Raw genomic sequence first — 20,444 nt, 5'->3', positions numbered from 1 at the left:
GCCTTGAATTGCTTCAAAAGCCTGTCCTCCGAAAGGCTTATTAACCTTCAAGCAAGGAATTAACCATAAACATTGATGTACACGTCGGAATGGGAAGATGCACTCGTTCCCACCAGGCATGACGCCGTCCCGCCGTACCGGGTTGATCCGGTATCCATCTCTTCAGACAGCTCCGAAACATAGCTGAACAGGGGGCTCGATCCGCCGGTTGTAACCGGTGGTGAGGACCTTCTCCACGCTTCACGTTTATCGGACGCTGCAAAAGTTTTTGGCCGGGCCTTCGCTCGGAAAGTGGTTGGGGACAGGCGTTGAGGCAGGACATGCCATCAGATCAGGCTCGTGGAGCGCAGGCAGGCAGCTTGCGCGACCGCCTGCGCTTTGCCGGTCTCGATGCCGACCAGTGCGAGTTGGTGCGCCGTAACCGGCCGGCGCTCGAAGCGCATCTGAAGGCAGGCCTCCGGGATCTCTTCCACAGGTTCCAGTCATTCCCCGACGCCTCGCGCAATTTCGAGAGCGAGCGCCAGGTCGAGCGCCTGCACGATCTGCAGTCCTCGCATTGGGACGTGCTGACGGATGCGCGGTTCGACAGCCTCTATGCCGAGCGTGTCAAGGTTCTCTCCGATACCGAGAGCAAGATGGGCCTCGACCCGCGCTGGCACGTGGCCGGCCATGGCGTCATGCTGGAGCATGTCGTTTCCGGCCTCGCCGAAGAGATCGCCGGTCGTCCGCTGCTGCCGTCGGCCAAGCGCCGCGCCCGCGAAATCTCCGATCTGATGACGGCGATCATCCGCATCGTCATGGTCGATGTGGAAATTGCCGTATCGCTCCGCTTCAATGCGCTGCGCGCCGCCCAGAGCCGCGCGCTCGCCGACCAGCGCGCCGACAACGAGACCGAGATCGCCCGGATATTCGGCGATGTCATCGAAAGCCTGTCCGCACGCGACCTGACGCGCCGCGCGCCCGTCGACGGCGACGGCGCCTATGGCGGCATTGCCGTCGCGCTGAACGGCGCGTTGGACGGCCTCCAGGCCGAGTTCACCGCCATCACCGAGCGCACGCTCAAGGCCGAAGCGGCGACAGGCTCGCTTGCCGGTCTGTCCAGGCAGTTCGCCGGCACGGCTTCCGGCCAGGCCGACCGGCTGCAGCTTTCCGCCGCCGCCCTTGCCGGCATTGCCGGCAGCGTCCGCGACGGCGCCGCCGACAGCCGAGCCGCCGAACAGGCGGCCGCCTCGACGCGCGCTGCCGTCGAGGAAAGCGGCGAGGTCGTCGGCCGTGCGATCAGCGCCATGGCCGATATCGAGCAGTCGGCCGAAAAGATCGGCCAGATCATCGGCGCGATCGACGAGATCGCCTTCCAGACCAATCTTCTGGCGCTGAATGCCGGCATCGAAGCCGCCCGCGCCGGCGATTCCGGCCGCGGCTTTGCCGTCGTCGCCCAGGAAGTCCGCGCCCTTGCCCAGCGTTCGGCCGAAGCCGCCCGCGAGATCAAGACATTGGTGACGACGACCAAGGCGCAGGTCGACGCCGGTGTGCAGATGGTCGGTCGCACACAGGATTCGATCGGCAGTATCGTGGGTCAGGTCACCGACATCAACGCCGCCATCGCCGGCATCGCCACCCGAACCGGCGAACATGCCGCAAGCCTCGACAGCGTGACATCAGACGTCAAGGGCCTGGGTGGCGAGGTGGCGGCCAGCGCCGGCTTGGCGGAGCGCTCGGCCGAAGGCGCCGACCACCTCCACACCGTCATTCTCGAGCTCGGCCAGACGATTCGCGAATTCCGCATCGCCCGGGAAAACGCCACTGCCGGGCGCCCGGCGCCGGTGCGCGTGACACCGCCGCGCGCCCTTGAGGGCGCGATCCGGCCGGCACCGGTCGTGGACGAATACGAAAATGACGATTTTGGCCTTCCGCAAGCGTTCGCAAGCGTCGGAGGTGGGCGGAATGTTTACTAACCTATCGGATGATTGCCTCAGCTCGTCTTTTCGGGCCGGGGACAAGGGGACAAGGAAAAGCTGATGGCAGCAAAGAAGAGTGGCAAGACGCTGGATTTGACAGCGGTGCTCGACCTCAACGAGGCTTCCGCCTTGCGCGATAAACTCCTCTCCCTCCGGGGTAGCGGTCTTTCGATAGACGCTTCCGGCGTCGAACGGATCGGTGCTCTTTGCGCCCAGGTTCTGATGTCCGCCGAGAAGACCTGGGAGCAGGACAAGCAGCCGTTCACCTTCTCCAAGGTGTCCGACGCATTTCAGAAAACCATGCAGCTGGTTGGCGTCAATATTGACCACCTGCTTGCCAAGGAGATTCGGCAATGAAGAAAAAAGTGCTGACCGTGGATGATTCCCGCACCATCCGAAACATGCTTCTCGTGACGCTCAACAATGCCGGCTTCGAGACGATCCAGGCGGAAGACGGCATCGAGGGCCTCGAGGTTCTCGAAGAGTCCAATCCTGACGTCATCGTGACCGACATCAACATGCCGCGCCTCGATGGCTTCGGCTTCATCGAAGGTGTCCGCCGCAACGAGAAATATCGGGCGATCCCGATCCTGGTCCTGACCACCGAAAGCGACGCGGAAAAGAAGAACCGCGCCCGCCAGGCCGGTGCCACGGGCTGGATCGTCAAGCCTTTCGACCCGGCCAAGCTGATCGATGCCATTGAGCGTGTAACCGCTTAAACCCAGGATTTGCTCCTATGGATATGAACGAAATCAAAGAGATCTTTTTCCAGGAGTGCGAGGAACAGCTCGCCGAGTTGGAATCCGGTCTTCTGAAAATGAATGATGGCGATCGCGATCCGGAAACCGTCAATGCGGTGTTCCGTGCCGTCCATTCGATCAAGGGTGGCGCCGGCGCCTTCGGCCTTGACGATCTGGTCGCCTTCGCCCATGTTTTCGAGACCACTCTCGATTGCGTTCGATCCAACAAGCTTGAACCGAACCAGGACGTCCTGAAGGTGATGCTGAAGTCGGCCGACGTGCTGGCCGACCTGACGAATGCTGCGCGCGACGGCGGCAGCGTCGATGAAAGCCGCAGCCGCGGCCTCGTCAAGGAGCTCGAGGCGCTGGCCAATGGCGAATTGCCGTCTCCCTCGGCGTCAGTCGAGGCGCCTGCGCCGAAGGCTGCCGCAAAGGCCGCTCCGGCCGCTCCGGCGCCGACCCCAAAGCCGACGGATGATAGCGGCTTCCAGCCGGTCCCCTTTTCCTTCGACGATTTTGGCGGCGAAGACGATGCGGGCGGCATGCCGACCTATGAAGTTATCTTCAAGCCGCGCTACGAACTCTATTCCAAGGGCAATGACGCCACCCTGCTGCTGCGTGATCTCTCGCGCCTGGGTGAAATGACGATCTACTGCAATACGGATGATCTGCCGGGCCTCGAGGAACTCGATCCGGAAGGCGCTTATTTCTTCTGGAACGTCACGATCAAGACGGACAAGGGCGAGGACGCCATCCGCACCGTCTTCGAATTCGCCGAGTGGGATTGCGAACTGACGGTGAAGCCGGTCGAAGAAGCACGGGCCGACGCGACCAGCAACGACGAACTGCCGATGGTGCCGGTTCCTTTCGATCTGTCGATCCTCGACGAAACGGGCGCAATGGAAGAGGTTTCCGCCTCAGACGCGCGGGCCGAGGCGACGGCCGCAGCCGTTGCCGCCGCCGAGACTGCCTCCAGCGTCACGCAGATTGTCGCCGCCCGCGTCGAGAAGAAGGAATCGGCAGCCGCCGCAGCGGCCGCTGCAAGTGCTGCCGCCCAGAACAATGCCGCTGGCGCCGGCCAGACGATCCGCGTCGATCTCGACCGTGTCGACCGCCTTATCAACCTCGTCGGCGAATTGGTCATCAACCAGGCGATGCTGTCGCAGAGCGTCATCGAGAACGACACGACCGGCACCTCCTCGATCAATATGGGCCTCGAGGAGCTGCAGCAGCTCACCCGCGAGATCCAGGACTCGGTCATGGCCATCCGCGCGCAGCCGGTGAAGCCGGTCTTCCAGCGCATGTCCCGTATCGTCCGTGAAATCGCCGACATGACCGGCAAGTCGATCCGCCTGATCACCGAAGGTGAAAACACCGAAGTCGACAAGACAGTCATCGACAAGCTCGCCGAACCGCTGACCCACATGATCCGCAATGCCGTCGACCACGGCATCGAAACGCCCGAAAAGCGTGCGGCCGCCGGCAAGAACACCGAAGGCACCGTCCGCCTGACCGCCAAGCATCGTTCGGGACGCATCCTGATCGAGCTTGCCGACGACGGCGCCGGCATCAACCGCGAGAAGGTTCGCCAGAAGGCGATCGACAACGACCTCATCCCGGCCGATGCCAACCTGTCGGACGAGGAAATCGACAACCTGATCTTCCTGCCGGGTTTCTCGACGGCCGACAAGATCTCCGACATTTCAGGCCGTGGCGTCGGCATGGACGTCGTCAAGCGTTCGATCCAGGCGCTCGGCGGCCGTATCAACATCACCTCGAAGCCGGGCCACGGCTCGGTCTTCACCATGAGCCTGCCGCTGACGCTCGCCGTCCTCGACGGCATGGTGGTCACTGTCGCCGGCCAGACGCTGGTCGTGCCGCTGACGGCGATCGTCGAAACCTTGCAGCCGGAAGCGGCCGCGATCCACTCCTTCGGTGCGAACCACCGACTGATCTCGATCCGCAACTCGTTCTGCCCGCTCGTCGATGTCGGTCGTATCCTGAACTTCCGCGCCACCCAGGCGAACCCGGTCGAGGGCGTGGCGCTTCTGGTGGAATCCGAAGGCGGCGGCCAGCGCGCCCTGATGGTCGACGCCATCCAGGGTCAGCGCCAGGTGGTCATCAAGAGCCTGGAAGCGAACTACACCCATGTCCCGGGCATTGCCGCAGCCACCATTCTCGGTGACGGGCGCGTGGCGCTCATCCTCGATGTCGACGCGGTTGTCGGCGCCTCGCGCGGCCAGTCGCTCAAAGCAGAAATGTCGTTAGCAGCGGTAGGATAAGGAATGTCGTACGCCGTAAAAAATCTGAACGAGGGGGATCGCGAGCTCATCGCGTTCCGCATCGGGGATCAGGAATTTTGCGTGAACATCATGTCGGTTCGCGAAATCCGCGGCTGGACCCCCGCGACCGCGATGCCGCATTCGCCAGGCTATATGCTGGGTGTCATCAACCTGCGCGGCGCGGTGCTGCCGATCATCGATCTTGCCGCACGGCTTGGCATGAAGCCGGCCGATCCGACTGCCCGTCATGTCATCATCGTCGCCCAGGTCCGGCGCAAGGTCGTCGGCCTGCTGGTCGATGCCGTTTCCGATATCCTGACGGTGACCGACGAAACCATCCAGCCGACGCCCGAAATCTCCTCGGAACTCGAGCGTCAATTTGCCCGCGGCATTCTCGCCATCGAGAAGCGCATGATCTGCCTGATCGAACTCGAATCCCTCTTTCCAGAGACCGAAAGCGAAGCCGCATGAATGTAATGGGCGCAAAAGATCAGAGGCAGGGATCCGACGAGGTCCTGGCAAGCGGAGAATATCCGCTGACGCGCCGCGACCTCACCGAGATCGCCGCGATGATCTATTCGGATGCCGGCATCTTCCTCAACGAGACGAAGGCGTCGCTCGTCTATTCGCGCCTGTCGAAGCATATCCGCAATCTCGGCCTGTCCGGCTTCCGGGAATATTGCGACCTCGTCGCTTCGCCGGCGGGTGCTGCGCCGCGCCGCGAGATGCTTTCGCATCTGACGACCAATTTTACCCGCTTCTTCCGCGAAAACCACCATTTCGACCATCTGCGCGACCATGTCCTGCCGGAGCTTCTGCAGCGGGCGAGATCGGGCGGCAGGGTGCGCATCTGGTCGGCCGCCTCTTCCGATGGGCAGGAACCCTATTCGATCGCGCTGACGGTGCTGTCGCTGATGCCGAATGTCGCGGATTACGACTTCAAGATCCTGGCGACCGACATCGACCCGAAGATCCTCGCGATCGCCCGGGCCGGCGCCTATGACGAAAATGCGCTCGAAACCGTGTCGCCGGCCATGCGCAAGCAATGGTTCAGCGAAGTCGAGGTGCAGGGCCGCCGGAAGTTCCAGGTCGACGACCGCGTCAAGCGGCTGATCACCTACAACGAACTGAACCTGATGGCGCAATGGCCGTTCAAGGGCAAGTTCGACGTCATCTTCTGCCGCAACGTCGTCATCTATTTCGACGAGCCGACGCAGATGAAGATCTGGCAGCGTTTCGCCGGCCTGCTGCCGGAAGGCGGCCATCTCTATATCGGCCATTCCGAGCGTGTGTCGGGTGAGGCAAAACACGTCTTCGACAATATCGGCATCACGACCTATCGCTACACGGCCAAAGGTCTCGGGAGGAAGGCATGAGCGCGCCGGCAAGGGTTCTCGTTGTTGACGACTCGCCGACGATGCGGGGGTTAATCACCGCCGTGCTGAGTTCCGATCCCGAGGTCAACGTCATCGGCCAGGCCGGCGACGCGCTGGAAGCGCGCGAGGCGATCAAGCGGCTGAACCCCGACGTCCTGACCCTCGACATCGAGATGCCGAACATGAACGGCCTCGATTTCCTCGAAAAGATCATGACGCTGCGTCCGATGCCGGTGATCATGGTATCCACGATGACCCATCGCGGCGCCGAGGCGACGCTTGCGGCGCTGGAGATCGGCGCGTTCGACTGCGTCGGCAAGCCGGCGCCGGGCGAACTCAGGCCGTTCGGCGACCTCGCCGAGAAGGTCAAGGCCGCCGCGCGCACGCAACGCCAGTATTCCCAGCCCGTCGCCGCCGTCGCGCCACCGCCCTCGGTCGCCGATTTCCGCGTCGGCCGCAAGATCGTCGCGATCGGCTCCTCCACCGGTGGCGTCGAGGCGCTGATTGCCGTGCTGCAGAAATTTCCGGCGAATTGCCCGCCGACCGTCATCACCCAGCATATGCCGCCGACCTTCACCAAGAGCTTCGCCGAACGGCTGAACCGGCTCTGTGCGCCGGTGGTGCAGGAAGCGACCGACGGTGCCCGTCTCGAAATCGGCAAGATCTATCTGGCGCCCGGCGGCGAGCGTCACCTGCAGGTCAGCGGCGCCTCGGCGCCGTGCTGCCGTCTCGTTGACCGGGCGCCGGTCAACGGTCACCGCCCCTCGGTGGACGTGCTATTCGATTCGGTCGCGGAACTGGCGGGGCGTAATGCCGTCGGCGTGATTTTGACCGGAATGGGCCGCGATGGCGCCGCCGGATTGTTGAAAATGCGCCACGCCGGCGCCAGAACGCTCGGCCAGAACGAAAAAACCTGTGTCGTTTACGGAATGCCAAGGGTTGCTCATGAACTTGGCGCCGTTGAGCAGCAGCTGCCGCTGTCTGCCATCGGTGAAGAAATATTGAAAATGACAGCCGCCCGAAAGGAAGGGACCGAATAAATGTCGATCGCGGAGAAAATCAAAGTTCTGATCGTCGACGATCAGGTAACGAGCCGGTTGCTGCTCAGCGACGCGCTGACCCAGCTCGGTTTCAAGCAGATCACGTCGGCCGGCGACGGTGAGCAGGGCATGAAGATCATGGCCGAGCAGCCGCACCACCTGGTGATCTCGGATTTCAACATGCCGAAGATGGATGGCATCGGCTTCCTTCAGGCGGTGCGCACCAACCCCAACACCAAGAAAGCGGCCTTCATCATCCTGACCGCCCAGGGCGACCGCGCACTGGTGCAGAAGGCGGCCCAGCTCGGCGCAAACAACGTGCTCGCCAAGCCGTTCACGATCGAGAAGATGAAGGCGGCCATCGAAGCCGTGTTTGGAGCCCTGAAATGATCACTGAGGGGGCAGCCCGCCGCGTGCACATCATTCAGGGCGAGTACAAGGTTCTGAACGATCCGAATGCGGTCCTCTCGACCATTCTCGGTTCGTGCGTGGCTGCGTGCCTCAGAGATCCTGTCGCCGGTGTCGGCGGCATGAATCACTTTCTGCTGCCCGGTTCGGCGACGTCGCCGACATCAGGCGGCGATGCCACGCGGTACGGCGTGCATTTGATGGAACTGCTGATCAACGGTCTCCTGAAGCAGGGCGCCCGGCGCGACCGGCTGGAGGCAAAGATCTTCGGCGGCGCGAAGACGATCTCGACATTCTCCAATGTCGGTGAGCAGAACGCGGCCTTCGCCGTGCAGTTCCTGAGGGATGAAGGCATTCCGGTGGTCGGTTCCTCGACCGGCGGAGAGCATGGACGCAAGCTTGAATATTGGCCGGTCTCCGGTCGTGCCCGGCAATACCCCCTGACCGGCGCCGAAACGCAGAGAACCGTCGCTCTCGAGCAGCGCCCCGCCGCTCCGCAGAAACCCGTCGAAACCAGTATCGAATTTTTTTGATGGCGAGGATTTTCATATGACATTTACCCAGATGATGGAGCCGCCTGCGCCAGTCGAAGCGCTGAGCGACATCCTGATGCGCATCGTGTCCGAACTGCACGATGTCGCCTACCTCATCGAGCGCATCGAGCCGCAGCTTCTCGAAATCGGCGGCGCCGAAATCCTGAACTCGCCGGATGCCATGAAGGTCATGCAGGGCATCGATCTGGCCGTGCAGAAATCGCGTGGTCTTGCCGAATTCATCGACACCATCACCGGCGAAATCCCGCACGGCTGGGCAGTCGATGTCGCAACCGCGCTCAGCCTCGTCAAGCTGGCAGAGATGCAGAAGGCATTGGGCGGCGCCACACGCCACGGTCACTCCCAGCCATTGAGCAAGGCAGCCGGCGACTTCGATTTCTTCTAGAACGCCCCCGTTTCTCCGAGTCACGGAAACGCTCTCTCCTTGTTCTTGCGCAATTCCGGACGCAAACCGCTGCGCACTTTTGCTGGAATTACCTTAGGCCTTTTCGCTCCCGCACGCTCTCACGAAACGCTCGCACAAGTTTCGCCGACTATTCGTCTGATGAGGCAATAAGCCTGCTTTGTCTTTGACGGATCGTGCGAGAACAGAATGAATCTGTTAAATCAATTAGTTCAGATCTTTAAGAACTTCGGTTCCCTGGGCCGAACACGCCTGATGATTCTCGGAGGCGTCGGTGCCGTTTCCATTGCAATCGTCCTTGCGGCCGCCCTTTTCGTCAACAAGCCGGCACAGGAAACGCTCTATGTCGGTCTGGACTCGCCGGATCTCAACCAGATCAGCATGGCGCTTGCCGAAGCCAACATCAATTTCCAGGTCGGCACGGATGGCTCCAGCATCAGCGTTCCCGCGGGGATGACGGGCAAGGCCCGCCTGATGCTTGCCGAGCGCGGCCTGCCGAACAGCGCCAATGCCGGTTACGAACTCTTCGACAATGTCGGCTCCCTCGGCCTGACCTCCTTCATGCAGGAGGTGACGCGGGTTCGAGCGCTGGAAGGCGAAATCGCCCGCACCATCCAGTCGATCTCGGGTATAACAGCCGCGCGCGTCCATATCGTCATGCCGGAGGTTGGAAACTTCCGGAAAGCGGAGCAGAAACCGACCGCCTCCGTCATGATTCGCGCAAGCGCCACCACCGGGCGCAGCGCGGCGACCTCGATCCGCCACCTCGTCGCCTCGGCCGTGCCGGGGCTTGACGTCGATGACGTGACGATCCTCGATTCCGCCGGCCAGTTGCTCGCTTCCGGCGACGAGGCGAGCAACAGCTCGCTGAACCGCTCGCTCAACATCGTCCAGAACGTTCAGCAGGAAGTCGAATCCAACATCGACAAGGCGCTGGCGCCCTTCCTCGGCATGGACAACTTCCGCTCGAGCGTCACCGCCGATCTCAACACCGACGCCCAGCAGATCCAGGAAACGACCTACGATCCCGAATCCAAGGTGGAACGCTCGGTCCGCTCGACGAAGGAAGCCCAGCAGTCGCAGCAGAAGACGTCCGATAGCGCGACGACGGTCGAGCAGAACATTCCGCAGGCGGCTCCCGAGGCCGGCGGTTCCGCCGGGCCGGAATCGCAGGACAAGTCCGACAAGCGCGAAGAACAGACCAACTACGAAATCAACAGCAAGACGACGGCGACGACCCGCAACAGCTACAAGGTCGAAAAGCTTTCGATCGCCGTGGTGGTCAATAAGGGCCGCATCGCCAAGATGGTCGGTGAGCCCGCCGACCAGACCAAGGTCGACGCCTATCTTGCCGAAATGCAAAAGATCGTCGCTTCGGCGGCCGGCATCGACGCCAAGCGCGGCGACGTCGTCACCGTCACCGCCATGGACTTCCTCGAGAACCAGCTGCTCGAAGACGCCACCGGTGGCGTCCGCGTCATGGATATGCTGAGCCGCAACCTTGCCGGCATCATCAACTCGCTCGCCTTTGTCGCGGTCGCCTTCGTGGTGGTCTGGATGGGCCTGCGGCCTCTGGTGCGCAGCGTCAGCGGCAACGGCAGCTCCGCGGCTTTCGGCGACGCGACGCCGGAAGCGGCCGGCCTCGAGCTGCCGGACTTCGCGCCTGCATCGGGCGCACCCGGCGGCGCTCTCATGGACGGCTTCGGGTCCGACTTCGGCTTCGACAGTACCGAGGATCTGCTCAGCCTCGGCGACGACGATGGAAACTTCAATCGTCGCGTCAAGGAAGGCCCGGAACGCAAGCTTTCCCGTATGGTCGAAATCAACGAGGAACGTGCCGCGAAAATCCTCAGGAAATGGGCGATCGACGACGCAGCGTAAAAGAAAGGCCGGGCAACCGGCCTTTTTTCATATCGGTACCGAACTCGATTACCTAACCGCTGTCCCGAAAAGCCGTGACTGAAATGCGGCTTTAGGGTGATATGATGAGATTGACTCGCGTAAAACGCGAAGCACGTTGCGATACCGCAAGAATCATCTTAGCCTCCCTATATCTTGAAGGCTGGAACGAGCGGTCGAATCAGTGCATTGGCGACAGCGAAAGTAAATCCCTAGAAGTCGGAGATGGTGATTTGCATCGGCTGGCTTACCCTTAGGTGATTCGAAATGGGATTCGAGCGGGACTTGACCTGAATCCTTTACAGAAAAATTGCTGTTGCACCGAGTTCGATCGTTTCTCAGCCGCAGGACATTGCCAATGGATATGAATGTAATTCAGGCGAGCAAAGGCGAGAGGCATATGGCGAATTTCGCGAGTGCGGTGGTGCCGGATCTGTTGCCGCGCGATGAGCTGCTCCAGCGCCTCCACGGTGTCGCCAGCACCGGCAGGTTGCAGTCGGGCCTGCGCGCACTGACGGACTACGTGGGTGCTTCGCACTACCTTCTGGCGCGCTGTGATCTCATCCAGGAAAGTGGCCTCGATTTCATCGTTTCGTCGGACTGGCCTTTCGATCTGGTCAGGGACATCGCCAATGATCTGGTCCGCGGCTATTCCCGGTCGACGGAGCTGGAAAAATGCATGCAGGTCTTCCAGCCGAATTTTGCTCTTCTGCCTGACAGTGCCGAGATTCCGAATGGTGCCAGCCGCCAATATTGTTCGGTGACCTTCAATGTCGGCCGGTCGCGGCTGGCCTTGATGTTCCTGTTCGGCGAGGGGTTCATCCTTTCGCCGGAGCGCCTGCGGGATGTCGGTCTGCTTGCAGGTTATGTCGCGAGCTTCCTGCGCTGCGGCGGTACGAAGGTCGATCGCGATTTCGAATTGACCGACCGCGAGCTGGAATGCCTGTTCTGGATCGCCGAAGGCAAAACCAGCGACGAGATCGCGATGATCCTCGGAATCTCCCGTAATACCATCAACAACTACATCACCAGCGTGATGCGCAAGACGGCGACCAAGACCCGGTCCGAGGCCATTGCCTTCGCCGTCCGCAATAATCTCGTATAGGGGGATCCATGGGCTATCCAGCAGGCAGGACGATGAGCAGCGCCGAGCAGCTGCGCATGGTGCGTGTGAACAGGATTTCCAGCCGGTCCGATCTTTTTCCGCGGCTGATCGCGATGCAGAAGCTGGCCGACGCGCAAGGCTTCGCGATCTTCCGCGTCAACGGCTCGGGCCTTCCGGCAAAGCAGAGGCTTGTCTGCGAGCTCGAGAACTGGGGGTCTTCCAATGCCGGTTTCGGCAAGGCCTTCACGGATGCATACGGCGATATCCTTCTCGACCATATCGACAAGTCGCTGCTGCCGCTCTCATGGGCCGGCGGTTACGACCGTGCGGCACCCGGTCCGGCCGACTTCTCGCCGTTCATGACGCGACTGCAGGACGGTATTCTGCCTTTTTCCGGCCTTGCCTTTCCGGTGCGGCTCGGCGCCGTCGGCAACGGTTTCATCCTTTTCACCGGCGATGAGATCGATCCTTCGAGCGATACCATCGTCGAGCTGCACGGTCGCTGCTGCAATATCATGATGGATCTGCTCTCGCTCGACGAACGCCGCACGGCTGCCGCCGAGGCGCTCAGCGAACGCGAGATCGCCTGTCTGCAGCTTGCCGGCGACGGCCGCATCAGCGAAGAGATTGCCGACAAGCTCGGCCTGTCCGTGCACACCGTAAACGCCTATCTCGGCTCGGCGACCATCAAGCTCGATTCCGTCAATCGCATCCAGGCGATCGCCAAGGCGATCCGGCTCGGTTATATCAGCTGAACCTGTGCAGTCCTTTACAGCGTGCGCTTCTTTTCAGACGCAAGCGACGCTGTAATGCTTTGAATTGCTGTCCAAAGCGAATGAAAGCTCGATTGCCTTGAAAGAAAGTCAGCCGGCTAGCGCCTGCGGCGGCTGGTTGACGCTGTAACGCGCTTCCCGAAGGCTCTTTTTAAGAAAGATGGTGTTCTCGTCGGGATCGGCCGAGGGCTCCTGGAAAGCGATATGGCTGATCTCGATGCCGGCATGATCTTCGGCAAGGGTGAGTTGTGCGTAGACGGTGACGCCGCGCGGCTTGATTTCCAGATCGAGAACGACTTCGGGCTTGCCGCCCCACTCCAGCGTATAATTGCCGCCCAGGCCGAAATTCACCGTGCCCGGATGAAAGAAAAGCTCCGCCGCCGAAGCGACGAGATCGGAAAGGTTGCCGTAATACTCGAAGCGCAGCAGGGAAATGAGGTCAGAAGCATCCAGAAGGCGCAGTTCAGTGGCGACCGGGCTGATCGCGTCTGCGAGGATCTTTTCACGCTGGGTAGAGTGAGGGCATTTTTTCATTCGGCTTATCTTACCCGTTTGTTCTTGGCGTCCGCAGCGTAGACCCGGTGGATGAGCTCCGCTACCGCCTTATAGAAGACTGACGGTATGACACTATCGATCGAGACTTGCGCAAACATGGAGCGCGCAAGTGGCGGATCTTCGAACACCGGTATGCCGTTCTTCTCGGCGATCTCCCTGATTTTGAGCGCAATCAGGTCCTGACCCTTGGCCAGCACCACCGGCGCATCGTTCTCTTCGCGCGCGTAACGCAGCGCCACCGCGTAATGCGTCGGGTTTGCGATCACCAGCGTCGCGCGGTCAACGTTGGCGATCATGCGCCGGCGCGCCCGGTCGCGCATCAGCGAGCGCTGCCGGCTCTTGACGAAGGGGTCGCCCTGAGCCTGCTTGTTTTCTTCCTTCACCTCGTGCCGCGTCATCTTCAGCTCGGTGAACCAGTGATGGCGCGTCCAGAAAAGATCGGCGATCGCCACGATCGCGGTGGCGATCAGCATGACGATGATGATCTTGCGCATCGCCGCCATCATTCGCACCAGAATCGTCTGCGGATCGGAGAACATCGCGTCGATCGAGCCGAAATATTCGCTCCTGAGCACGAAGAACAGGATCACCCCGACGACGACCACCTTGAACAGCGATTTTCCGAATTCGACCAGGCCGGGCAGGCTGAAGAGCCGTGACCAGCCTTTGATCGGCGAGATACGCGAGGTCTGCGGGCGGATGCGCTCAAGCACCAGTGTCGGCAGATTCTGGAAGACGGAGGAGGCGACGCCGAACACCATGAACAAGATGAAGGCGGGCGCCAGCAGCGCGGCACTTGCCCAGCCGATCCGGACGAACAGTGCCAGGACATCTGGTCCCGTCTCGATCTTCCACTGGTCGGGCTGTTCGAAGATGTCGCGCAGCATTTCAGTCATGCGTCCGACGCTGTCGGGAAGGAAGAACACGAGGTAAATGAAGGTCGCAAGGATGGTCGCAAAGATCGAAAGTTCGCGCGAAGACGGTACGTTGCCCTTTTCCGCGGCATCGCTTTGCTTTTTCGCGGTTGGGGCTTCTGTTTTGCTGTCCTTGTCATCGTCTGCCAAGTCGCGGCCCTCCGTCAAAGAAATAGGCCGCAGCCAATGCATGTCGCCCAAAAACGTGCAGCGCTTTTGGGATGACGACATGCATCAGAACAAAGACTTAAAGCGCGTCGCAAGAACCGAGTTCTATGCGACACGCTTTAGCGCGCGGTCCGTTGCTGGAAGGGTAGTCGCCTGTGGCACGGCGATCAACAGCCACCGTTCGGCATGCCGGATTTGTCAACAGTCTCGACGTGTTAGGCGGCCGCCGAAGCGTCGCCTTCCTTTTCCTTGAGCTCGATCTGGCCGGAATTGGCCAGGCGAATCGCTTCCTGCGCCACGGCGCGGCGGGCAATCGCGATCTCGCGCGGATTGACGCCGCCCATGCCGCTCTGCAGATCCGATTCGATCATGCGGCGCTGGCGTGGGCTGATGGCGGAGAGAACCGATTCGCGGATCTCGGGGGGCGACCCGCGCAGCGCGACGGTGAGTACGTCCGCCGAGATGTCGTTGAGCAGCATGACGCGGCTGCGCTGCGGCATGTACATGAGGTCCTCGAACAGGAAGATCTTTGGGCGAACCTTGTTGACCGACTCGCGGCTGATCGATTCGAGCGAGGTGAGCAGCGTGTCGACCTGCGGCTTGTCGAGTTCGTTCATCAGATCGGCGACCTTCGTCGAGCCGGCCGCATTGCGCTCTGCCTCGACCTCGGCAAGCAGCGTCATGACCTGGTTCTCGATGATCTGCGCAGCCTTCGGGCTGACCGCCTTCATGTTGACCGTTCTGTTCATGATGTCGGCGCGGCGGTTGTCGGGAAGCTGCAGCAGCACCTTGGCGCCGAAGGCGGAGGGCATCATCGAAAGAATATAGGCGACGGTCTGCGGATGCTCGCGCAGCAGGAACTGTGCGACGAACGCCGGCTCCGCCTCGCTGAGGCGATCCCAGATCGAGGTTTCGTAGGCCTGGAATGCAGTGCGGCGGCCGAGCAGGCTGTCGACTTCGTCGGGCGTCAGGCCTTCTTCAAGAATGGCCTCGATCGCCTTGGCGTTGTCCATCAGTCCGGCGCCCTCGGTGAAGAGGTCTTCGAACTCGGAGACGAGCAACAGGAGCTCGTCCGGCGGAATAGCACGCAGCGACTGGGCGGATGAGATAATGGTCTGCAGTTCGGCCTGAGTGAAATACTTCAACAGCCGGCCGGCGACGCCCTTTCCCATAGCGAGAAGAACAGCCGCCGCCTTTTCAGCCTGGGTCAACGGTTTCCCGGCTAGTGCGCCGCCGAAATCGTCAAAGTCCATCATGGTCTAACCTCTCCGTCCCACACAGGGATCAGGCTTTTTTCGTACTCAAAACTTCAATCAGTTTCACACCGAATCGCGTGTCGTCGTTATCAAGCACCGTAATTTCGCCACGTGCAATCCTGCGGCCGTTCACCATAATCTCGACCGGTTCACCAATTTTCTTGTCGAGGGCGATCGTCGCCCCTTCATTGAGGTTCATCAGGCCGGAGACCTGCATGCGGCTGGTGCCGAGCATGATTTGGACGTCGATCGGGATGTCCATGATCAGGTCGAAGTTGGAATTCAAAGCGCTGCCGAGCGGAGCCGGCGACGCCTCGAAGGAGGGGCTGCTGCCGAAATCCATGCCGGCAGTCGGGCTGGCATTGCTGCCGCCGAAATCACCGCCGAAATCGTCGCCGCCGAAAGGACTTTCCGAAGCCTCGCCGCCGAAGGCAGCCAGGTCCGTTCCTGCTGCGAAGGCGTCGGTCTGCAGGTCGTCGCCAAACTGCGGCAGGTCGCCATCGGCATCCTGCTTCAGCACGCCGCGCAGATCGTCGATCGCCTGGTCGAGATCGGCTTCGCTGCCCGGAAGATCCAGGGAGAGGTCGCTGTTCTGCTGTGTTTTCTTCGTAGCCATGAAATCACTATTCCAGTTGAAACTTGCCTCAAACTGCCTTTGCAGCCCAAAAGCCAGAGAACCGATTAATTCATTAAATGACGGATGAGTTCGTCATCCGAGTTCATCGTATCCTTGACGCGGACCATGTAGTTTTCGCCTGAACGCCCGAACTCGCACACATACAATTCCTTGCTGTTGGCGCTGACCTCGACACGCACCTCGCCGTGGTCGCGGAACGGAATGACGTCGCCGACCATCAGCTTCGATATCGTGCGCAGCGTCAGGTCCTGCAACCTGATCTTCGCCTCGAGCGTGACATGCGAGCGGCGGACCTGGTCGCCGAGCTGTTCGGTCCATTCCGCTGAGTTGCTGCTGGCCTGACGTTTCGGCTTCGGCGGCGTCACCTTGGTCTTGAGCAGCGCCGTCTGCGGAACGATCAACGAAAATTCCGAAACGATGCCGGCAAGCGTGATCGACATGTTGATGGCGGCCGCGAATTCATCCGGACGATCCTCCGGCGGCCGGGCGCGCATGTCATGGGCGTACGGGGCCGAAAGGCTCGGCTCGAAACCGCCAGGCGCGTTGACGGCCGAGCGTAGCACCTTGGCGATCTTGTCGAAGACCATGACCGCCAGATCGAGCTCGATGATCGACAGCAGCCGGTCGGCCGGTTCCTCGATCGTATCGGCTGTGGCGCCGAGCAGATGCTCCATCAGCGTGATGACGAAGCCGTTGCCGCAGGCAAGCGTAATGTTCTGCGACCAGTTGCGCAGCGTCGCGTCGACGAGTGTGACGTTCGCGCTCAGGTCTTCGATGAGGTGGTTCTTGTAACCGATCTCGCAGCCGAGATAGTTGACCGCCACGTCGAGGCCGGTCTCGCTTTTGATGACGTCGGGAAAGAATTCGCTGTAGATTTCCCCGAAGGAGCTGCAGATCTTGGCGACCCTGCCTCTGTCGCCAAGCCCGCCTGTCAGCTTGGCGAGGAGGGCAGGATCCATTGCCGGTTTGTCGTGCGAAGCATTGCTCATAGTCATTTAAGCCGCCTTGTTTTCGCCACCTGGGTTCATCATTTCCTGCTCGACCGCATCGATGGACGGACGCTCGTAAGCCGAGATCGTCTTGCGGCCGTATTCGAGAGCGACCTGCGGCACCGAACCGTTCATGTAGGCAAGCAGCGTCTGCTTGACGATAACGTAAAGGCGGTGCTGCTTGTTGCGCACGATCTTGATCTGGGAGACCAGCGGCGAGCAGAGGCAGTAGGACAAGAGAATGCCGAGGAAGGTGCCGACGAGCGCCGAGCCGATCAGGTGACCGAGCACCTCAGGCGATTCGTTGATCGCCGCCATCGCCTTGATGACGCCGAGAACGGCCGCGACGATACCGATCGCCGGGAAGGAATCGCCCATAATCTGGATCGCGTGGTAGGGTTTCATCTTATCGTGCATGATGGTGTTGAGCTCTTCGTCCATCAGCGCCTCGATCTCGTGGCTGCGGGCATTGCCGATGATGATCAGGCGCACGTAATCGCAGATGAACGCCGTCAGTTCCTTGTTCTTCAGAACGGTCGGAGCCTGCTGGAAGATCGTCGATTCGGCTGGATTGTCGATATGGGCTTCGATTTCGTTGCGCGACTTGGTGCGCAGGTCGCGCATCAGCGAATAGAGCACGCCGAGCGTATCGAGATAATTGCGTTCCTTCGGCACCGCGTGCTTGAAGGCTTCGGCGAGGGCCTTGCCGGAATCCTTCACCACCTTCATCGGATTCGCCATGATGAAGCTGCCGATACCGGCGCCGCCGATGATGAGGAATTCGAAGGGCTGGAACAGAGCGTCCACGTGGCCGCCCATCGCCATGAAGCCGCCGATGACACAGCCGCAAGTCACTATAAATCCGATAATGATGTTCATCGTCAGCCCAATCTGAACGTTGCTTTTCTTTGAGACCGATAGGGTTTCTGCCTTGCGTGAGGCTGATGAAAGGGCCGGTCGCGAGGCATTTCCGCGTGCCAGCTTCGCGCAAGCATCTGCCGTCAGTCTAAAGGGGACGAATGGGTGTCCGCACCCGTTTCTGAGATGCCGCCTCAGCGAATCCCGGCCAAACAATACAGACGACGCCCGGCTTTTCGTTCCGTTCATCGCCAATGCTTGGAGCTTACCGACATGCAATCCGGTCTTTATGTTTCTCTGTCGTCGCAGATGGCCCTCGAAAAGCGTCTGACCACCATCGCAGACAACATGGCGAACGTGAACACGACCGGTTTTCGCGCCACCGAGGTGAAGTTCGACGAGATGGTGGCGGCCACCAAGAACAAACTGAACACCAAGGTCGCCTTCGTTTCCCAGGGCAACGACTACCTGAACGAGGGAAGTGGCGAGTTGCAGCACACCGGCAACATGCTCGATTTCGCCGTCAAGGGTGATGCCTGGTTTGGGCTCGACACGCCGGCCGGCCGGGTTCTGACGAGGGACGGCCGCTTTACGATCAAGGATACCGGCGAACTCGTCTCGATCCGCGGATACCCGGTTCTTGACGCCGGCGGCGCGCCGATCCAGCTCAACACGACAGGCGGTGAGCCGGCCGTCGGCACAGACGGCATCATCTATCAGGGCGGCCGCCAGATCGGTTCGCTCGGCCTGTTCGAGGCCGATATCAGCAAGGGTTACCTGCGCTACGAAAACAGCGGCATCATGACCACCGACCAGCCGCGCGCCGTCGTCGACCGCTTCAATGTCGGTGTCGAGCAGGGTTATCTCGAAAACTCCAACGTCAACGCCATGCGCGAGATCACCCAGCTGATCGAAGTCAACCGGGCCTTCGAAAGCGTCTCGTCGCTGATGCGCGACAGCGAGGATTCCTTCAAGGAAGCCGTTCAGACGCTTGGCGGCAGCCGCTAATGCATGTCGCCCAAAGTGTCCGGCGGTTTTGGGAGAACGACATGCACATGAACAAGGATCTAAAATACGTCGCATGCAGCAAGCTGCACACAACGTATTTTAGGGTGGGATTTGAAGCATGAGCACCACGCTACTATCAGTGGACGGTCTTTCTCCGAAGCTGGCGCATCTGGCGGGCCTCGTCGACCAATACGCATCGCCGGAGTTCGCGGTCGCCCACGGCGGTCGCGTGCAGACCATCGCTGCCGGCCACTACACGGTTCACGGTCTCTCCCGCCATGTTCGTCTCGGCGAATTCGTGGCCCATAAATCGGCGACCGGCATTCATCTCGGCGAAGTCGTGCGCGTCGAGCCGGAACTGATCTATGTCTGCCCGATCGAACCCGGCGAGCCGATCGGCATCCATGATACCGTCATCCGCAAGGGCGCCTTCCGCATTTCACCGACGGACAGCTGGTGCGGGCGCACCGTCAACTCGCTCTGCGAGCCGATCGACGGGCTGGGGCCGATCACCGAGGGCCTCGATCGCCGCTCGATCTCCAATACCGCGCCGCCCTCGATGACCCGCAAGCGTGTCGAGACCGGCTTCAAGACCGGCGTGCGCGCGATCGACATCTTTTCGCCGCTCTGCCTCGGCCAGCGCCTCGGCATCTTCGCCGGTTCCGGCGTCGGTAAGTCGACGCTTCTGTCCATGCTCGCCCGCGCCGATGCCTTCGACAAGGTTGTCATTGCGCTCGTCGGCGAACGCGGCCGCGAGGTGCGCGAATTCATCGAGGATACGCTCGGCAGCAACATGAAGAAAGCGATCGCCGTCGTCGCCACCAGCGACGAAAGTCCGATGCTGCGCAAGATGGCGCCGCTGACGGCGGTCACCATCGCCGAGCATTTCCGCGACAAGGGCGAGAACGTGCTCTTCATCGTCGATAGCGTCACGCGTTTCGCCCATGCGATCCGCGAGGTGGCGACCGCCTCCGGCGAGCCGCCGATCGCGCGCGGTTATCCCGCCTCCGTCTTCACCGAGTTGCCGCGCCTCTTGGAACGCGCCGGTCCCGGTCCCGAGGGCGCCGGCACCATCACGGCGATCATCTCGATCCTCGTCGACGGCGACAATCACAATGACCCGATCGCCGATTCGACCCGCGGCATCCTCGACGGTCATATCGTCCTGCAGCGCAGTCTCGCCGAAGAAGGGCGTTATCCCCCGATCGATCCGCTTGCCTCGATCTCGCGTCTTGCCCGCAAGGCCTGGACGCCGGATCAGGAAAAGCTGGTATCGCGGCTGAAGGTGCTGATCCATCGTTTCGAAGAGACGCGCGACCTGCGCATGATCGGCGGTTATCGTCAGGGTGCTGATCCCGATCTCGACATGGCGATCAAGCAGGTGCCGATTATTTACGACGTTCTGAAGCAGTCTCCGGGCGATCGCGACTCGCTTGACGCTTTCGCCGATCTCGCCGGCGCGCTCAAGGCTGCAGCCGGCATGGGCAATCAGGGCGGCCCTATTCAGAGGAGAGGCTAGAC

21 protein-coding genes are annotated in these 20,444 nt (G+C 61.2%); 15 read left to right on the top strand and 6 right to left on the bottom strand.

Annotated features, from left to right (window positions below; genetic code table 11):
• Window positions 1–320 precede the first annotated feature (320 nt).
• The 13 genes from OIU37_RS15835 to visR all read left to right on the top strand — a co-directional run bounded on the left by OIU37_RS15835 (window position 321) and on the right by visR (window position 12,520).
• Window positions 321–1,955, top strand: coding sequence for a globin-coupled sensor protein (locus OIU37_RS15835; protein ID WP_264258019.1), 1,635 nt, complete (start codon window positions 321–323; stop codon window positions 1,953–1,955).
• Window positions 1,956–2,018: 63 nt separating this feature from the next.
• A complete protein-coding gene (locus tag OIU37_RS15830) occupies window positions 2,019–2,315 on the top strand; it encodes an STAS domain-containing protein (RefSeq protein ID WP_003545491.1) in 297 nt (98 codons plus the stop codon).
• Window positions 2,312–2,677 (top strand): chemotaxis response regulator CheY1, encoded by a 366-nt coding sequence (gene cheY1, locus OIU37_RS15825; RefSeq protein WP_003545492.1) that lies wholly within the window; start codon window positions 2,312–2,314, stop codon window positions 2,675–2,677. The genes OIU37_RS15830 and cheY1 overlap by 4 nt, the downstream gene beginning before the upstream one ends.
• A gap of 17 nt (window positions 2,678–2,694) precedes the next feature.
• On the top strand, window positions 2,695–4,980 hold the full coding sequence (locus OIU37_RS15820; protein ID WP_182211172.1) for a chemotaxis protein CheA: 2,286 nt from the start codon (window positions 2,695–2,697) through the stop codon (window positions 4,978–4,980).
• A 3-nt stretch (window positions 4,981–4,983) separates the two neighbouring features.
• A complete protein-coding gene (locus OIU37_RS15815) occupies window positions 4,984–5,451 on the top strand; it encodes a chemotaxis protein CheW (RefSeq protein WP_088937874.1) in 468 nt (155 codons plus the stop codon).
• Entirely contained in the window at window positions 5,448–6,356 is a 909-nt protein-coding gene (cheR, locus tag OIU37_RS15810) for a protein-glutamate O-methyltransferase CheR (protein WP_129417923.1), read from the top strand. The genes OIU37_RS15815 and cheR overlap by 4 nt, the downstream gene beginning before the upstream one ends.
• On the top strand, window positions 6,353–7,396 hold the full coding sequence (cheB, locus tag OIU37_RS15805) for a protein-glutamate O-methylesterase CheB (RefSeq protein WP_168310519.1): 1,044 nt from the start codon (window positions 6,353–6,355) through the stop codon (window positions 7,394–7,396). Before cheR ends, cheB begins: the two co-directional genes overlap by 4 nt.
• Window positions 7,397–7,786, top strand: coding sequence for a response regulator (locus OIU37_RS15800; RefSeq protein ID WP_003556488.1), 390 nt, complete (start codon window positions 7,397–7,399; stop codon window positions 7,784–7,786).
• Window positions 7,783–8,337 carry a chemoreceptor glutamine deamidase CheD gene (gene cheD / locus OIU37_RS15795; RefSeq protein WP_003545509.1) on the top strand — a complete coding sequence of 185 codons (555 nt, stop codon included), beginning with the start codon at window positions 7,783–7,785 and terminating at the stop codon, window positions 8,335–8,337. The genes OIU37_RS15800 and cheD overlap by 4 nt, the downstream gene beginning before the upstream one ends.
• Before the next feature lie 16 nt (window positions 8,338–8,353).
• Complete coding sequence (locus OIU37_RS15790; protein WP_003545510.1) at window positions 8,354–8,743, top strand: hypothetical protein; 390 nt, start codon at window positions 8,354–8,356, stop codon at window positions 8,741–8,743.
• Window positions 8,744–8,950: 207 nt separating this feature from the next.
• Window positions 8,951–10,642: a flagellar basal-body MS-ring/collar protein FliF gene (gene fliF / locus OIU37_RS15785; protein ID WP_240601946.1), complete on the top strand. Its 1,692-nt coding sequence runs from the start codon at window positions 8,951–8,953 to the stop codon at window positions 10,640–10,642.
• Between the two features lie 376 nt (window positions 10,643–11,018).
• Window positions 11,019–11,765 (top strand): transcriptional regulator VisN, encoded by a 747-nt coding sequence (gene visN, locus OIU37_RS15780; RefSeq protein WP_264258018.1) that lies wholly within the window; start codon window positions 11,019–11,021, stop codon window positions 11,763–11,765.
• An 8-nt stretch (window positions 11,766–11,773) separates the two neighbouring features.
• Entirely contained in the window at window positions 11,774–12,520 is a 747-nt protein-coding gene (gene visR / locus OIU37_RS15775) for a transcriptional regulator VisR (protein WP_240601948.1), read from the top strand.
• Between the two features lie 108 nt (window positions 12,521–12,628).
• Here the strand turns inward: visR and OIU37_RS15770 are convergent, their stop codons facing one another.
• The 6 genes from OIU37_RS15770 to motA all read right to left on the bottom strand — a co-directional run bounded on the left by OIU37_RS15770 (window position 12,629) and on the right by motA (window position 17,936).
• Window positions 12,629–13,072: a hypothetical protein gene (locus OIU37_RS15770; RefSeq protein WP_017958982.1), complete on the bottom strand. Its 444-nt coding sequence runs from the start codon at window positions 13,070–13,072 to the stop codon at window positions 12,629–12,631.
• Between the two features lie 5 nt (window positions 13,073–13,077).
• On the bottom strand, window positions 13,078–14,157 hold the full coding sequence (gene flhB, locus OIU37_RS15765) for a flagellar biosynthesis protein FlhB (protein ID WP_168310513.1): 1,080 nt from the start codon (window positions 14,155–14,157) through the stop codon (window positions 13,078–13,080).
• A 233-nt stretch (window positions 14,158–14,390) separates the two neighbouring features.
• Window positions 14,391–15,431: a flagellar motor switch protein FliG gene (fliG, locus tag OIU37_RS15760; RefSeq protein ID WP_168314460.1), complete on the bottom strand. Its 1,041-nt coding sequence runs from the start codon at window positions 15,429–15,431 to the stop codon at window positions 14,391–14,393.
• A 28-nt stretch (window positions 15,432–15,459) separates the two neighbouring features.
• Window positions 15,460–16,047, bottom strand: coding sequence for a flagellar motor switch protein FliN (gene fliN, locus OIU37_RS15755; RefSeq protein ID WP_171601608.1), 588 nt, complete (start codon window positions 16,045–16,047; stop codon window positions 15,460–15,462).
• A 65-nt stretch (window positions 16,048–16,112) separates the two neighbouring features.
• The gene (locus OIU37_RS15750) at window positions 16,113–17,063 is read right to left on the bottom strand and encodes a FliM/FliN family flagellar motor switch protein (RefSeq protein ID WP_180693793.1); all 951 of its coding nucleotides are present in this window, start codon (window positions 17,061–17,063) and stop codon (window positions 16,113–16,115) included.
• Window positions 17,064–17,936 carry a flagellar motor stator protein MotA gene (gene motA, locus OIU37_RS15745; protein WP_171601606.1) on the bottom strand — a complete coding sequence of 291 codons (873 nt, stop codon included), beginning with the start codon at window positions 17,934–17,936 and terminating at the stop codon, window positions 17,064–17,066.
• Window positions 17,937–18,188: 252 nt separating this feature from the next.
• Here motA and flgF point away from each other — a divergent pair, with 252 nt between their 5' ends.
• Window positions 18,189–18,923: a flagellar basal-body rod protein FlgF gene (gene flgF, locus OIU37_RS15740; RefSeq protein ID WP_171601605.1), complete on the top strand. Its 735-nt coding sequence runs from the start codon at window positions 18,189–18,191 to the stop codon at window positions 18,921–18,923.
• 118 nt (window positions 18,924–19,041) lie between these two features.
• Window positions 19,042–20,442, top strand: coding sequence for a flagellar protein export ATPase FliI (gene fliI / locus OIU37_RS15735; RefSeq protein WP_171601604.1), 1,401 nt, complete (start codon window positions 19,042–19,044; stop codon window positions 20,440–20,442).
• Window positions 20,443–20,444: the final 2 nt, after the last annotated feature.

Origin of the sequence: Rhizobium sp. BT-226, from assembly GCF_025847085.2 — a bacterium.
GTDB classification, from domain to species: domain Bacteria; phylum Pseudomonadota; class Alphaproteobacteria; order Rhizobiales; family Rhizobiaceae; genus Rhizobium; species Rhizobium sophorae.
This window is presented reverse-complemented; position numbering and strand designations above follow the sequence as displayed.